This window comes from Corynebacterium sp. 74A (genome assembly GCF_008930665.1).
GTDB classification, from domain to species: domain Bacteria; phylum Actinomycetota; class Actinomycetes; order Mycobacteriales; family Mycobacteriaceae; genus Corynebacterium; species Corynebacterium megadyptis.
In genome coordinates, this window is record NZ_PQMG01000001.1 from 47,314 (window position 1) to 61,222 (window position 13,909).

The 13,909-nt window shown below is 62.1% G+C and carries 13 protein-coding genes; 3 read left to right on the plus strand and 10 right to left on the minus strand.

Features of this window, described 5'->3' with window-relative positions; translation table 11 throughout:
* Positions 1–73: 73 nt before the first annotated feature.
* The 5 genes from GBB11_RS10765 to GBB11_RS00240 all read right to left on the minus strand — a co-directional run bounded on the left by GBB11_RS10765 (position 74) and on the right by GBB11_RS00240 (position 3,303).
* Positions 74–220 (minus strand): hypothetical protein, encoded by a 147-nt coding sequence (locus tag GBB11_RS10765; RefSeq protein ID WP_192796001.1) that lies wholly within the window; start codon positions 218–220, stop codon positions 74–76.
* A gap of 63 nt (positions 221–283) precedes the next feature.
* Positions 284–613: a hypothetical protein gene (locus tag GBB11_RS10770; protein ID WP_192796339.1), complete on the minus strand. Its 330-nt coding sequence runs from the start codon at positions 611–613 to the stop codon at positions 284–286.
* 1,448 nt (positions 614–2,061) lie between these two features.
* Positions 2,062–2,223, minus strand: a complete 162-nt coding sequence (locus tag GBB11_RS10775) for a hypothetical protein (RefSeq protein WP_192795999.1) — start codon at positions 2,221–2,223, stop codon at positions 2,062–2,064.
* Between the two features lie 9 nt (positions 2,224–2,232).
* Positions 2,233–2,946 carry a YceI family protein gene (locus GBB11_RS00235; protein ID WP_369408539.1) on the minus strand — a complete coding sequence of 238 codons (714 nt, stop codon included), beginning with the start codon at positions 2,944–2,946 and terminating at the stop codon, positions 2,233–2,235.
* 21 nt (positions 2,947–2,967) lie between these two features.
* Positions 2,968–3,303, minus strand: coding sequence for a hypothetical protein (locus GBB11_RS00240; RefSeq protein ID WP_192795998.1), 336 nt, complete (start codon positions 3,301–3,303; stop codon positions 2,968–2,970).
* Positions 3,304–3,469: 166 nt separating this feature from the next.
* Between GBB11_RS00240 and GBB11_RS00245 the strand changes: the two genes are divergently transcribed.
* On the plus strand, positions 3,470–3,868 hold the full coding sequence (locus GBB11_RS00245; RefSeq protein WP_151528807.1) for an RNA polymerase-binding protein RbpA: 399 nt from the start codon (positions 3,470–3,472) through the stop codon (positions 3,866–3,868).
* Between the two features lie 145 nt (positions 3,869–4,013).
* Here the strand turns inward: GBB11_RS00245 and GBB11_RS00250 are convergent, their stop codons facing one another.
* The 5 genes from GBB11_RS00250 to GBB11_RS00270 form a co-directional block, all read right to left on the minus strand.
* Positions 4,014–4,823 carry a polyprenol monophosphomannose synthase gene (locus GBB11_RS00250; protein ID WP_151548547.1) on the minus strand — a complete coding sequence of 270 codons (810 nt, stop codon included), beginning with the start codon at positions 4,821–4,823 and terminating at the stop codon, positions 4,014–4,016.
* Positions 4,824–4,897: 74 nt separating this feature from the next.
* A complete protein-coding gene (gene lnt, locus GBB11_RS00255; protein WP_151548548.1) occupies positions 4,898–6,361 on the minus strand; it encodes an apolipoprotein N-acyltransferase in 1,464 nt (487 codons plus the stop codon).
* Complete coding sequence (locus GBB11_RS00260) at positions 6,361–6,912, minus strand: FxsA family protein (RefSeq protein ID WP_225979069.1); 552 nt, start codon at positions 6,910–6,912, stop codon at positions 6,361–6,363. The genes lnt and GBB11_RS00260 overlap by 1 nt, the downstream gene beginning before the upstream one ends.
* 146 nt (positions 6,913–7,058) lie before the next feature.
* The gene (cobN, locus tag GBB11_RS00265; protein ID WP_151548549.1) at positions 7,059–10,679 is read right to left on the minus strand and encodes a cobaltochelatase subunit CobN; all 3,621 of its coding nucleotides are present in this window, start codon (positions 10,677–10,679) and stop codon (positions 7,059–7,061) included.
* 185 nt (positions 10,680–10,864) lie between these two features.
* Positions 10,865–12,181: a lipase family protein gene (locus tag GBB11_RS00270; RefSeq protein WP_192796338.1), complete on the minus strand. Its 1,317-nt coding sequence runs from the start codon at positions 12,179–12,181 to the stop codon at positions 10,865–10,867.
* Between the two features lie 18 nt (positions 12,182–12,199).
* Between GBB11_RS00270 and GBB11_RS10780 the strand changes: the two genes are divergently transcribed.
* The gene (locus GBB11_RS10780) at positions 12,200–12,676 is read left to right on the plus strand and encodes a hypothetical protein (protein WP_192796337.1); all 477 of its coding nucleotides are present in this window, start codon (positions 12,200–12,202) and stop codon (positions 12,674–12,676) included.
* Positions 12,677–12,680: 4 nt separating this feature from the next.
* Entirely contained in the window at positions 12,681–13,901 is a 1,221-nt protein-coding gene (locus GBB11_RS00275) for a precorrin-3B synthase (protein WP_151548551.1), read from the plus strand.
* Positions 13,902–13,909 lie beyond the last annotated feature (8 nt).

A 13,909-nucleotide genomic window follows, 5' to 3' on the forward strand; every position in this document is an offset into this window, starting at 1 on the left:
ATAAGTGGGAAGAAAAAGCGGCGAGCCGGGAAGGGTCGGCCCGCCGCTAAGCACTGAGAACGGTGCCTGTGTACTACACGACGCCAGCTGCGAAGCCGAGCATCGCCTTGGTGGCATCAACTAGTGCAGGTCCAACCTCTTGGAACCAGTGGACCACCGGCATGGGGTCGCTGGGCGGGTCGAGCGGAATGCCTGCATTGGGGTCGTGATCTGCACCCATGATGTAATCCTTTCGGCTGAAAGTGCATCGGAGGTGCTGGGCATAACCCAGCACTGCGGAGTCTTAGGCCAGCTTGCCCACGAGGCCCAGGATGGCGACGGTCAGGTCGACAGCGTTGGAGAAGAAGCTGTCGACGTTGTCCACGCTGATCTCGGAGGAGAAGGCATCCAAGCTGGAGGTGTCAGCAACACCGGTGGTCTCGCCGGCGCCCGGAACCTCGTCTACCGGAAGATCGCCAGCGGGGGCGTCAACGGCAGGGGTGTCCACCTCGGGAACCTCGGTCTCCGGGGTGTCCACGACGGGAGCCTCGGTCTCAGGAGCGTCAGCCACGGGGGTTTCGGTCACGGTGGTGGTCTCGTCAATCACGTCGTTCTCAACTACTGCATTGTCCATGAAACAAACTCCTTATGAGTTGGATCTCGATTTCACGAGATTCTTCAGACTGTGGCACATAACGCGCCTTGTACACGTAACTCGCTAGGTGTGAAGTAACTCTCTGTAACGTCTCACCAGCTCGTTACGATGAACACTAACGGACGCAGCAGAAAACCGCTAGCACCTCGAAAAATGCGCCAACTTACGCTCCTGACAAGAAGCTAAGAAAAAGCTGAATATAGCGATTCTGAGAATGATTGAGCGGCTCAATTTACATCATTATTCGGAATGTTTAAGACTTGTTGAATAGTGCAACAAAATGATGTGCTACTGGAAGAGCTTTTCTATTAAAACCTATGGAATAACGGGCGTATGTGGTCTGATGACGGACATCGGCGAGGTGGTGGACGCAGCAAGGGTGCCGGGTGTTGAGCAGTGATAATCCCTACTTGTCCGTAGGTTAGGGGAGTAAGGTGTACCTTGTCCATGGCCAGATTTATTGATTCACCCTATGGCGACATGAGGCGTTAGCCGGCCGTGTGTGGGGCGCGGGGGTGGTGGGATGTGTACAGACTGGTGGCCACCTCAGCAAAGGATGCACTGCACAGATTCGCTCGCCAGCGTATGTGGGGGCGCGTAAATGCCGACGTCTGTCACTTAACAAGGGGTCATAGCGGCCGATTCAGGGTAGGCTAATCTGGGGGTGATGTCCGATGTCGGTCGGGGGTTATGTGCCGCCATTCTGAGTACTTGTACACAGTCCACTAAGTGCGTGCTGTGACTCGCATGGGGCGCTGTGTCTGGGCCTGAGTGTGGCGTGAGGCGTGCGGTGGCCACTGAGGGCAGGGCGCGAGACGAGGACGTGGCCCCAGCGATGGCGGAATGGGGAATCTAGGGGCCGGGTGCGGAGGGTGGCCGAGGCCGCTAGGTCTCGCTGGAGTGTGGAGCGCGATGCGCCGCCAACGCTGAGCGGGGAATGGGGAGCATCGCTAAAGTGACATAATGTATATTATCGGACAAATATCGATGCTGGTGGGTGCACGCTGTTGTTATGGCTTCCGCCGTCAGGTCTGTGGCTGAGACTATTGTCCTCACACGTCGCTATCTGCGGTTCTGTGCGACCTACCGCGGCGTCGCTTTTCGACTCTTCGCTCACTGTGTGAGGTTTAGCCGCATCGCCCGCGGTGTCCGTGGTGTGTGCTCCGTGCTCAGCAGTTCTGGACGGCTCGGTTGCCCACGTGCTCATCTGCGCTGTGCGGCCTCGCCACCCACACGCTCACGCGCCACTGAGCGTGCCGCGCTCATTCCGCCATCGCTCCCGCTATGGACGCGAAAGAATCCGCCACTGCGTAGTAGCGCGCGCCCAGGTGGCCATCGGCGCGCCCCTCTGCCCTTACACAGATATGCCGCCTATTACGTCACAGTGACGAAATAAGTGGCATTCCTAGGGCTGTGGGATGAAGCGGCTATCGCTGTTTATAGGCTGTGACCAACTGCCAGATGGTCAGTGCAATCAGTAGCACTGAGAAGCCGGCCAGCCAAGCCAAGCCTTCGGTGTACATGAAGATGCCGAAGATGATGAGTACGACGAGGCGCACCCACATGGCGGGAATCAGCTTATTCACCATGGCGCGCTCCTAGCTGTCTTTCTGCATGCTGATGCGGATATTAAGCTCGCCGTCCTCGGAGATCTTCGCAGCAATGAAGTCTGGGGTCTTGACTCCAAAGTCCTCGCGATTAAAAGGAATGGTGCCCGCCAGAATGATGGATTCGCCGCTGCGCAGCACATCGAACTCGGCACTCACCGGGTTGGTCACGCCCTTGATGGTGAACTCGCCATCGAGCTGCACGGTGGCCGGAGTGCCATCATCAGGAACCTGTGAGAGATCCGCAGGCTTGGTGAGTACGAAGCGGGCATCGGGATAGAGCTCCGTTTCCAAGAGCTTGCGGCGCACGTTCACATCGCGACGCTTCTGATCGGTCTCGACCTGTGTGAGGTCGGCCACCATTTCGGCGCCGGCCTGGACGGAATTATCACTGACCGTCGCGGAGCCGGTGACAGCTCGTGTGGAGCCAGAGGTACTACGGCGCTCCCCCGGCAGGATCTCCTCGAAGGTATAGCCTACCGAGGTGGTGTTTCCCTCGGCGCTGGGAACGACAGTCCACTCGCCATTGACGTCCGTGCTGGCCGCGTTGGCCTGCTCGGTAGAGATACCCCCGGTCTGTACTCCGGAGTTCATGACGGCCTTGTACACCACGGGCGCCACAGCAAGCAGCGTGAGAACGACGATGACTACAACGGCACCGACGACGACGGCTTTATTAGCCCCTTTGGAAGCCCCAGTATTCATGTCTTGCATCCTAACCCAATTTTAGAAACGGAAATGTTCAATGGCCCGAGCCATGCGCTGCAGCTCCTCGCACAGTTCGTCGATGTCCTCGGGCTCGGCATCCTCGGCCACCGCGGTGGCGATGTCCTCGGCGGCGCAACGCAGCTCATAGAGCGAGTCCGTGAACTGGGCCCGTTGCTCGGGGGTGATCACCACTGCATCGCTAGGAAGCTGTCGACTCTCCGCTAGTTGTCGGTGCTCATAAGCACGTTGCCGACACGAGGCGCTGCAGTACTTCTTTGGTCGCCCCCTGCCGCTAGTGGCGAATTCCTTTCCGCACCACTGGCAGGTGTGGGTCACAGAATCGCGTCTAGTCACGGCTGTATATATTAGCGCACCCCGCCCTGTGTGAGGGCCGGAGCATCCGCGTGGCTAAAATGTGTCTGATGAACTACAACCGCAGTGCTCCGTGGTGGAACTAAATGCACGGCATGTGCGTTGTACCTAAAGCAATACAGCCGCAAAGAAAAGGACGGATTAAAACATGGCAGATCGCGTACTGCGCGGCAGCCGCATGGGTGCTGTGAGTTACGAAACCGATCGAGATCATGATCTCGCACCTCGGCGCATGGTCAAGTACAAGACGGACTCGGGAGAGATTTTCGAGGTTCCCTTCGCCGACGATGCCGAACTCCCCGAGGAGTGGCTGTGCAAGAACGGCCAGATGGGCACCCTCATGGAAGGCGAGGGTGTTGAGGGTAAGCCGGTGAAGCCGCCGCGCACCCACTGGGACATGCTCTGCGAGCGCCGCAGCATGGAAGAGCTCGATGAGCTGCTCGATGAGCGCATCGAGTATCTGCGCAAGCGCCGCCGCAACGCCGCCAAGCTGCTCAAGCAGCAGAAGGAAGAAGAAGAGCGCGCTAAGCAGGAGGCTGGCAAATAAGCCCAGCGCCGTGCACGGATAGACCACGACCCGAGAACCATTACGCAGCGGTTTCCGGGTCGTGGTCTTTTTCCTTATAGGCTACTCCCCTAGTGCCCGCCCCCACCGCGAGCTGCGGTGCTCGTGGCGGGACGCTATAAGGCACTTAGTGGTTGAACTTGGGGCGCGTCTTGTGACGCTTGATTTCATACTGCACCTGTTTGCTGGTCTCGTTGTAGAGATCGCGGAGCTGTTCGGCGCGGTGCTTGAGACCCCACAGCGTGACCTGGGACAGCGAGCTGGTGACGAAGCTGCCGTCCAGCTTGGATTCGCCGATCTCGCGTTCGGTGAAGGTGATCGGGACTTCCTGGACATCGAAGCCCGCCTGGACGGCGCGGAAGGCGAGATCCACCTGGAAAATATAGCCGGCGTTGGACAGTTCCGAGAAGTCGATCGCTTCGAGGACCTCGCGTCGATAAGCGCGATAGCCTGCGGTCATATCACTCAGACCTGCGCCGAGGGCGAGCGAGATGTAGATATTGCCGCCCTTGGACAGCACATAGCGCTTCTTGGGCCAGTTGACCACGCGGGCGCCCGGAATATAGCGCGAGCCGATGACCAGGTCGGCCCCCTCATCCACCGCGTTCAGCAGCAGATGCAGCTGCTCGGGGGCATGGGAGCCATCCGCATCCATTTCGCAGAGCACGCTGTAGTCGCGCTCCAAGCCCCAGTTAAAGCCCTCAATATAGGCGCCGAGCAGGCCTTCCTTGACCTGGCGGTGGCACACAAAGATCTGATCGTCCTGTGCAGCGAGTTCATCGGCGACCTTGCCGGTGCCGTCGGGGCTGTTGTCGTCCACAATGAGGATGTCCACACTCGGTGCGGCCTGGCGGATACGAGCGGTGATCAGCGGGGTATTTTCGCGCTCATTGTAGGTCGGGATAATGACCAGTGTCTTCTCACTCGGCTTCGTCACAGATGTCGCTACTTTCCATTGCTACGGGACGCATCCGCACCACCACGGTGAGAAAGCGCCACTAGGGGCTGACTTCAGGCGCTGCGACCACGCACTATACCGGCCGCAGCGGCTAACACTCCAATAATAGTGAGTCCGGCCTCGATCTGACCACCATGGACGGCTGCGATCGTGCGCGTGGCCCGTAGCGGTAGCGTGTCCACCAGGTGATCTGCGGTGAAGATATCGGTCTGTTCCAGCACCTTTCCACTCGGGTTCACTAGGGCGGAGACCCCAGAGGTGGCGGCCACCACAACTGCCCTATCCAGCTCCTTGGCACGGAATCTGCTCATCGCCAACTGTTGATAGGTCATGTCTGTGAAACCGAAGGTGGCATTGTTGGTGGGCGTGGTCAGGATCTGTGCGCCGGCCAGTACAGCATCGCGGCCGGCGCGGTCGAAGGCCACCTCGTAGCAGGTGGATACACCCACCGCGATGTCGTTCATATGCACCACGCCCGATCCCTCGCCGGGCTTGAAATCTCCGGCGAGATCAACGTAGTCGGAGAAGTGCCGAAAGAAATCTCGGTAGGGCATGTACTCGCCGAAGGGCTGTAAGTACTTTTTGTGATGGTGCTCGCCCACTGTGCCATCGGCGTTGAACACCACCATCGTGTTGCGCGCGCCGACCTTATCGCGGGTGATCGTGCCCACCAGTAGTGGTGCGTTGACGTGCTCGACCGCCTCTGCGATGCGGGCCCGGGCAGATGCGTGGGCGAAAGGATTGACATCGGAGGCGTTTTCCGGCCAGATCACGAGATCGACGGGGCGCTCAATGCGCTCGGTTTCGGCACTATGGTTGTTCAACACCGCCTCGCGCTGGGCGTTGAAATCCAAGCCCATGCGCGGCACATTGCCCTGCACGGCGGCAACCGTCGCCTCCCCGAAGGAGGGGCGCTGGTCCAGCGAGGAGCTATACAGTGTGCCGCCGAGGAGTATCACGGCAACGGAGGAGAGTGTGAGCATCGACGACAGTCGTGCACGCAGAAGTAGTCCGGCGAGTCCGGCGCCGATGCCTACGGTGGCGGCACTCACGAGCGCCGGCCCGCCCACCGGGGCCAGAGCACTGAGGGGCCCATTGATTTGTCCCCAGGCCACCCGCACCCATGCGAAGCCGCCGAAGGGCCATGTGGAGTGCAGCCACTCCACGGCCACATAGAACAGCGTGAAGGCCAGCGGCCCGAGGCGCGGTGCGATAGTGGAAAACAGCAGGATATAGAGGGTATTGACGATAGCGAGGGCAATATAGGGTGGGGTGCCGACGAACTCGCCCACCCAGGGCAACAGCGGCAGATAGGCGCATAAGGCGTGGGTGGCGCCGATGAGGAGGCCGCTGCGCCAGGTGATCGGGCGGGCCATCCAGCGGCGCCAGGGGTGCAGCGCGATATACAGCAGCGCGAAGCTCAGCACCCCGGCGAACCAATAGCCGTGGGGCTCGAAGGAAAAATACAAGAGCAGCCCTGAGAGGGCTGCGCAGGCGAGGTGGAGAAGCAGCGGCATTACTGAGATTCAGGGCTATCGCTATCGTTGCTCGGGCCGTTGCTGCGGCCCTTGTTCTGGCCGCTATTCGGGATGTCGAAATCGCCGGGATTGACGTTTTCTGTCCACTTCTTGATTTCTTCTTCGTCGATCACCGGCGCGAAAGAGCCATAGGTGCCGCGCTTTTGGGTCATCGTGAAGGTCTTAACGCTCAGCTTATCCAGGCGCGCCATGGTGGTGCGCGCCATGACCCGTCGGATCACCGCGCGGGTGGGCGGCAGAATGCAGAGCAAACCGGTGATGGAGGTGATGTATCCGGGCAGAGCGACGCCCACCAAACCGGCGAAGAGCAGGCCATAGTCCCCTACCACCTGACCGGGGCGGGCCGCCGTAGGGTTGCTGGCGGCGCGGCGCACGATCGCGCGCATCTCATAGTTGGCGAACACAAAGCCGAGGATGAACAGCAGGCCAAGGAGCAGAATCGCCCAGCCGAAACCAATCCACCTACCGACGAGGTAGAAGGCGAGGATCTCGCCGACGATGTACAGGGGGAAAAGTAGTCCTAAACGCACGGTGGTCGAGTCTACCTGAGCCTCGGGGCACACGGGTGAAGCCAAGCGCGCACGCCGCTACCCTCGTGGCGCCTCCGGGCGGCAGAGACGAGAACACCCTCCCGCGGCACTGCGTGGGCAGATGCTCGGGAGGGTGGCTGGTGCGGCTAGCTCTGGGAGTCGCCGCGAGCCTCGATATCGCCTTCCATCTCTAGGAAGGTATCGCGGAGCAGGTCCAGACGCTCTTGGTCCGGCTCCTCCCAGAGGTTGCGGTCGGCGGCTTCGAGCAGACGCTCCGCGATATCCTTCAGCGCCCACGGATTGGACTCTTGGAAGAACTCGCGGTTGGTCTCATCTTTCACATAGGTGTCTGTGAGAGTCTCGTACATCCAATCGTCCATGAGGCCGGTGGTGGCGTCATAGCCGAAGAGATAGTCCACGGTGGCGGTCATTTCGAACGCGCCCTTGTAGCCGTGGCGGCGCATCGCCTCGATCCAGCGCGGATTGACGACGCGGGCACGGAAGACGCGCCGCGATTCCTCGTGCAGGCTGCGGGTCTTCACCGTTTCCTGGCGGGTGGAATCGCCGATGACGGCGTCGGGGTTCTCCCCTGTCAGAGCGCGAATCGTGGCCACCATGCCGCCGTGATACTGGAAGTAGTCATCCGAATCGGCGATATCGTGCTCGGCGGAGTCAATGTTCTTCGCCGCTACCTTGATGCGTCGGTAGGCGGCCTTCATCTCCTCATCGGCCTTCACACCGGGCAGATCACGGCCATAGGCATAGCCGCCCCAGGATGTGTAGACGGCCGCGAGGTCTTGATCATCGCGCCAGTTGCCGGATTCGATGAGCTCGAGCATGCCGGCGCCATAGGTGCCGGGCTTGGAGCCGAAGATACGGCGCGGGGTAAGCCCGGAGTCCACATCGGCCTGGGCGTGGGCGGCCACATAGTTCTGCTCGTGGGGCTCGTCCAAGCCGGCGACGAGCTGGACGGCATCGTCGATAAGCGTAATGACGTGCGGGAATGCATCGCGGAAGAAGCCGGAGATACGCACGGTGACATCGATGCGAGGGCGGCCGAGTTCCTCCAGCGGGATCACGTGCAGATCCACGACGCGTCGTGAGGCCTCGTCCCACACCGGGCGCACACCCAGCAGGGCGAATACCTCGGCGATGTCATCGCCGGAGGTACGCATGGCGGAGGTACCCCATACAGAAAGCCCCACCGACTCGGGATAGGCGCCGTCGTGATCGGACTGGTAGCGCTCGATGAGCGAATCGGCCAGGAGCTGGCCGGTTTCCCACGCGAGGCGCGAGGGGATGGCTTTGGGGTCCACGGCGTAGAAGTTGCGGCCGGTGGGCAGCACATTGATCAGACCGCGCATCGGCGAGCCGGAGGGCCCAGCCTCGATGAAGCGGCCATCGAGAGCGCGCAGGATTTGGGTGATCTCGCGCGGCGTGGCCGCCAGTCGCGGCACCACTTCCTCAGCAGCGAAGCGCAGCAGGTGCGCCAGCTGCTCCGGCTTGGCGGTCTCCGGCAGCTCCACGCTGCGCAGCACCTCGTCTACCGCGTCTGGGTCCCAGTTGTGATCGGAGAGGGAGCGGATCAGCGAGACGGCCAACTCCTCGATGCTATCGACGCGGGTGCGGCTCTCATCGCCCGATTCGGAGAGCCCGAGGCTTTCGCGCAGGCCCTCCACCGCGCTGGAGCCGCCCCACAGCTGGCGGGAACGCAGCATCGCGGCCACCAGCTCTACGAGCTCCTCGTCCTTGCTGCGCTGGCCGAGCACATGCAGGCCGCCGCGGATAGCAACGTCTTTGATCTCGCAGAGCCAGCCGTCGACGTGCATGAGCATGTCATCGAAGACCTCCTCGTCGGGGCGAGAGTCCCAGCCGAGGTCTTGGTCCATCTTGGCGGCTTGCAACAGCGTCCAGATCTCTTGGCGAATGGCCGGAAGTTTGGCCGGGTCCATCGCGGAGATGTTCTGGTGCTCGTCGAGGAGCTGCTCGAGGCGGGTGATATCGCCATAGGATTCGGCGCGCGCCATGGGCGGAATCATGTGATCGACCAAGAGGGCGTGGGCGCGGCGCTTGGCCTGGGTGCCCTCACCGGGGTCATTGACCAAGAAGGGGTAGATCAAGGGCACATCGGCGATGGCTTGATCCGGATAGCACTCATTGGACAGGCCCACGGTTTTACCGGGGAGCCATTCCATGTTGCCGTGCTTGCCCATGTGCACAATGGCGTGGGCGCCGAAGATCTCTCGCAGCCAGTAGTACACGCCTAGATAGTGGTGGTTCGCGGGCAGATCGGGGTCGTGATAGATGCCCACGGGGTTTTCCCCGAAGCCGCGCGGCGGCTGCACCATCAGCATGACGTTGCCGAACTTCAGGCCGGCGATATAGAGCTCGCCGGTGTCGGGATGCACGTAGTGCTCGCCGGGTGCCTGGCCCCAGTGCTCGATCATTTCTTCCTGCATTGCCTGCGGCAGCGTGGAGAAGAACGAGCAGTAGTCCTCCTTAGAGAGCTTGAGCGGGTTTGTGCGCAGCACCTCCTCGGTGAGCCACTCAGGGTCGTGGCCACCGGCGTCGATCACGGCGTGCATGAGCGCATCGGAGTTGCCATCGGTGAAACCGGGGATCTGGGTTGTATCGCCGAGATCGTAGCCGGCCTCGTCCAGGGCGTGCAGTACCCGCAGCGTGGAGGCAGGGGTATCCAGTCCCACCGCATTGCCGATGCGGGCGTGCTTGGTGGGATAGGCAGAGAGCATGAGCACGATCTTTTTCTGCTCATTGGGAATCGAGCGCAACTTGGCATGGTTGACGCTGATCGACGCCAGCCGCGCGCAGCGCTCCTTATCGGCCACATAGGAGATCAGGCCATCATCGTCGTATTCCTTGAAGGAGAAGGGAACGGTGATGATGCGGCCATCAAACTCGGGCACGGCCACCGAGTTGGTGACATCGAGCGGAGTGAGGCCATCGTCATTGTCCACCCACTGGCTGCGCGGCGAGGTGGTGGCGATGCCCTGAATAATCGGCACATCCAAGGCGGCGAGTGCCTTCACATCCCAGGAGTCATCGTCGCCGCCGGCCTGCGCGCTCGCGGGAGCCTTTCCACCGGCGGCCAGTACGGTGGTGATGATGGCATCCATGGTGGAGAGCTCATCGAGCAATTCCTCGGATGCCTGGCGCAAAGACGCGGCAAAGAGCGGCACGGGCACGGCACCCGCGGCCTGGATGGCGCGCGCGAGTTCCGCAATGTAGTCGGTATTGCCGGCAAGGTGCTGGGCACGGTAGTAGATGATGCCCACCCGTGGTGCCGAGTCTGGCGCCTTAGCGTCCTGCTCTGCCTCGTCGAGGTGGCCCCACATGGGCATACGCGCCGGCGGCTGGAAGCCAAAGCCGGTGAGCAGCACGGTATCGGAGAGGAAGTGGTGCAGCTGCACCAAGTTCTTCGCCCCGCCCTCTGCGAGATAGGTGTGGGCCTCGGTGGTCACACCCGCCGGTGTGGTGGAGGTGCGGGTGAGCTCGGCGTCCACGGCCAACTCGCCCGAGACAAACACGGTGGGCTTGTTATGCGCGAGCACGGTGGTGATGAGGTCTTCCCACCAGCGATAGCCACCCAGCAGCCGGGCGACGATGATCTCGGCGTCGCCCACCAGCTCATCGATGCGTTCAGAGCTCAACCCAGTGGGATTGGCGTAGCGGAAATGAACATTATCCTCGGAATTGGCCGCCTTTGCGGAGAGCAAATCCGTATCAGACGTGGAGAGCAACAGAATCATGGAGAAGATGACTCGCTTTCATCGTGTGTGGGTGTGCGCGCCCACGCGAACAATGGGGGTACGACAGCGGCAGCGGCCTTGAGGTCTGGCTATCACAGTGGCGCGACCGCGACCGGAGTTGCACCGGTTTCCCAAGACACTGACTGTGACCTAACCCTACACATATGTGATGTGTCTCAAGGGCACTAGCCGGTCGATCTACCGCAAGTTTTTTTCTCTGCGCCATAGAGATGACTGCACAGCCACTGGGCATGACGACGCATCGTTAAGGCATAGGTGCCAAAGTGGCCCACAGTGAAGTGAAAGATGGTGGGCAAAAAGGCATACACTCGATAATCCAGAAACTCCGGGCTGAGCCTGGCCCAGCCGCGCGCCACTTCCTCTACCTGTGGGAAAGGGATCACATCGTCATAGCGGTTGCCCCACAATAGCGTGGGGTGATGCAGCGGCTGGGTGCCTAAACGATGCCGCTCCAGTTCGGCGGTGAGCGCCGCAGACTCATCAAGACTGGCGCTGAGGCGTTGGTCATTCGTAGTCCAGTGCCTACTACCACGCCAGCCGCCGCGCAGTGCCGCGCCGAAGGCAGAGAGCAGCGCTGTGGCCCGGATCTGTTCCAGTCCGTAGTCACTGACATTCGCCAACGCCGCACGCACCGTCTCCGGATGGGAGGTATAAAAACCGAGCACGGCAAAGGAAACAATGCCGGTGAGAGTGTGGTGATCCACAAAGCGCAATACCTTCACGAGGTCCGAGGGCGGTGCCCCCACCACCGCCGCGCGTGGCCGCGGCTCAGCTGTAGCGGCCAGTTCGCAGGCCTTGCCTACGGCTCCCCCGCCCTGAGAAAATCCCCACCACCCCACCGGGGCGGCTGCGGGAAAGAAATGGCTACTGCAGGCGCGGACGGCGTCGATAAGCGCATAACCGCAGGCGATGTTGTTAGCGTAGAGCTGAATGCCGGTGCGTGGATCGCGGGGATAATCGATGACCACTACCCCCATGCCGCGGGAGACAAAATGATTGATCACCGGCAGCTCATAGGCAAAGATCACATCCTCGATACGGCGGCCGCGGCGCCGCACCGCCCAGCCGACCGGCGCCGACTGCGAGGGGTCAGAGGAGGCCCCCATGCCCTGGGTGGAGGGAGCAAACGCCACCACTGGGCGCGGCCCAGGCCCCGTCCACGGGCGCAACGGGCGGATATACAAACCCGTGGCGGGAATGACACGGCCGGTCGAATCGTCGGTGGTATAGCTAAAACGCCAGCTGCGCGCCGGGATAGCACGCCCACCCACCCCGACAGTGGAGGTGGGTTGGGCATCAATGAGGACTCCTCGCACATCCGGGTGAGGCTGGGTGCGCACCTCGACCGCAGGGGCGGCAGGCGGCCGCCGGAGCGCATGGCCAACCAGACCGGCCACCACCCGCAGCTGCGCGGCCACTCCCCGCCCCGCAGGCATGCTGCGCCGCCGCTGCTCGCTAGGAGGAGACTGAGGATCATCCATGCCAGATAGGATAAACCCATGTCTGAATTTGACCAGAACATTGCTCTCGGGAGGGAGCTTTTCGGCGACACCCTCGATAGCTATGAACGCAGCGCGGAGTCCCTGTTGGAGTCCTGGGACCAAGACTTCAGCGATGCCGCGCTCAAGGAGCTCGACCAGATTCTGCTGCGCGCTTATGGTCTCGAGAGCGACTACGCAGATAAGGTTCTCGGCGCGTTGGGATTGCCCGTTCCCGAGGAGGCGGAGTATGTGACCATGCTGCTCGGCCAGGCCCTCGTGGCCACCGGGCAGTGGGAGTGGGCGCTCGTGTGGGCGCCGCCGAAGATCCCCGGCGAGATCACCTTCACCTACTGCCTCGCCTGCGCCGACCATGAGCAGCTGCTCTTTCCTGGGTCTTGGGTAAAAATGGCCGTATTCGGCACCGCCCCCGAGGAGCCGCTCGTCGCCGCGCCGGGGCTGGCATGGGCTCTGGGCTCGGCACGGGACTATCTTTAAAGCTATGGAGAAGTTCGATCACATCCCCTCTGTCGCCGACACGCTCGGTCTTGGCAATCGCCAACGCGGTGATGGCTGCCCTGGCGCGTTGAAGATGCATGAGGCCGCCGATGGGTTCATCGGTCGCATCCGCATCGCCGGTGGTCGCGCCAGCTCGGAGCATCTTGCAGCGCTCGCCCACCTTGCCGAGGAGCATGGCGATGGCGATATTCACGTCACCACCCGCGGCAACGTCCAAATCCGCGGTATCCGCCAACGCGAGGCGTTTTCCTCGGCGGTGTGCGAACTCGGCCTCTTACCGAGCATCGCCCACGACAAGATCCGCAATATCATCGCCTCTCCCCTCTCCCGCGACCTCGACGCGCTCGTCGCCGACCTCGATCGCGGGCTCCTGGCCAGCGAGGAAGTCACCGGCCTCTCCGGCCGTACTCTCTTTGGCCTCGATGGCGGCGACGGGGGCATCACCGCCCAGCACCCCGACTTCGGCATCCAACTGATCTCGCCGCGCGAGGCCATCGTGATCCTCGGTGGTCTCCCCACTGCCCTCTCGGTGCTTATCGACGCCGCCCCGCAGGTCCTCATCCACGCCGCTGAACAGTGGCAACGAATCCGCGGTGAGTGCTGGCGCGTGCAGGAAAGCCCAGAGTTGCGTGCCCAGCTGCTCGACTATCTGGCGGAGCTGCCCGAGTGCAGCCCCACGCGAGAGACCGTGCAGCTGACTAAGCGGGCCAAAGCCGAGGACGCCCCCATCGGCTGGCTGGAGCGCAGCGATGGCCGGGTGGATCTCGGCGCCTCCTTGCCTTTTGGCGTCCTCAGCGCCCGAGTGGCGCTGATGCTGGCGGCTAGCGACAAACCCGTTCGTATTACTCCGTGGGCCGGCGTGGTGGTGTGCGATCTCGACGAAGACGAAGCCGAGGCCGCGGCTAAGGTGCTTGCTCCTCAAGGGCTGGTATTTGACCGCCACTCCCCATGGCTGCGGGTCAGCGCCTGCACCGGGCTTCCCGGGTGCAGCAAATCCCGCAGCGATGTGCGCGGCGATGCCCTGAGCGCGATCCGCACCCAGGCCCTGCCCGATCCCTCCACCGCCGACGCGGTGCACTTCTCCGGCTGCGAACGCCGTTGTGGGCACCCCTTGCACAATTACTGGGACTATGTGGCCGAAAGCGATGGTGACTATGACGTCACCGTCGCCAGCGGCACTCCCGCTACCGCGCGCACCTTCTAACCCCGAGA

Bases quoted from the DNA above. Each gene is read 5' to 3' on its own strand.
- lnt (WP_151548548.1), bottom strand. From the start codon at position 6,361: ATGCCGCTGCTTCTCCACCTCGCCTGCGCAGCCCTCTCAGGGCTGCTC.
- GBB11_RS10775 (WP_192795999.1), bottom strand. From the start codon at position 2,223: ATGGTGAATAAGCTGATTCCCGCCATGTGGGTGCGCCTCGTCGTACTC.
- GBB11_RS10765 (WP_192796001.1), bottom strand. From the start codon at position 220: ATGGGTGCAGATCACGACCCCAATGCAGGCATTCCGCTCGACCCGCCC.
- GBB11_RS10770 (WP_192796339.1), bottom strand. From the start codon at position 613: ATGGACAATGCAGTAGTTGAGAACGACGTGATTGACGAGACCACCACC.
- GBB11_RS00270 (WP_192796338.1), bottom strand. From the start codon at position 12,181: ATGGATGATCCTCAGTCTCCTCCTAGCGAGCAGCGGCGGCGCAGCATG.
- cobN (WP_151548549.1), bottom strand. From the start codon at position 10,679: ATGATTCTGTTGCTCTCCACGTCTGATACGGATTTGCTCTCCGCAAAG.
- GBB11_RS00245 (WP_151528807.1), top strand. From the start codon at position 3,470: ATGGCAGATCGCGTACTGCGCGGCAGCCGCATGGGTGCTGTGAGTTAC.
- GBB11_RS00275 (WP_151548551.1), top strand. From the start codon at position 12,681: ATGGAGAAGTTCGATCACATCCCCTCTGTCGCCGACACGCTCGGTCTT.
- GBB11_RS00235 (WP_369408539.1), bottom strand. From the start codon at position 2,946: ATGAATACTGGGGCTTCCAAAGGGGCTAATAAAGCCGTCGTCGTCGGT.
- GBB11_RS10780 (WP_192796337.1), top strand. From the start codon at position 12,200: ATGTCTGAATTTGACCAGAACATTGCTCTCGGGAGGGAGCTTTTCGGC.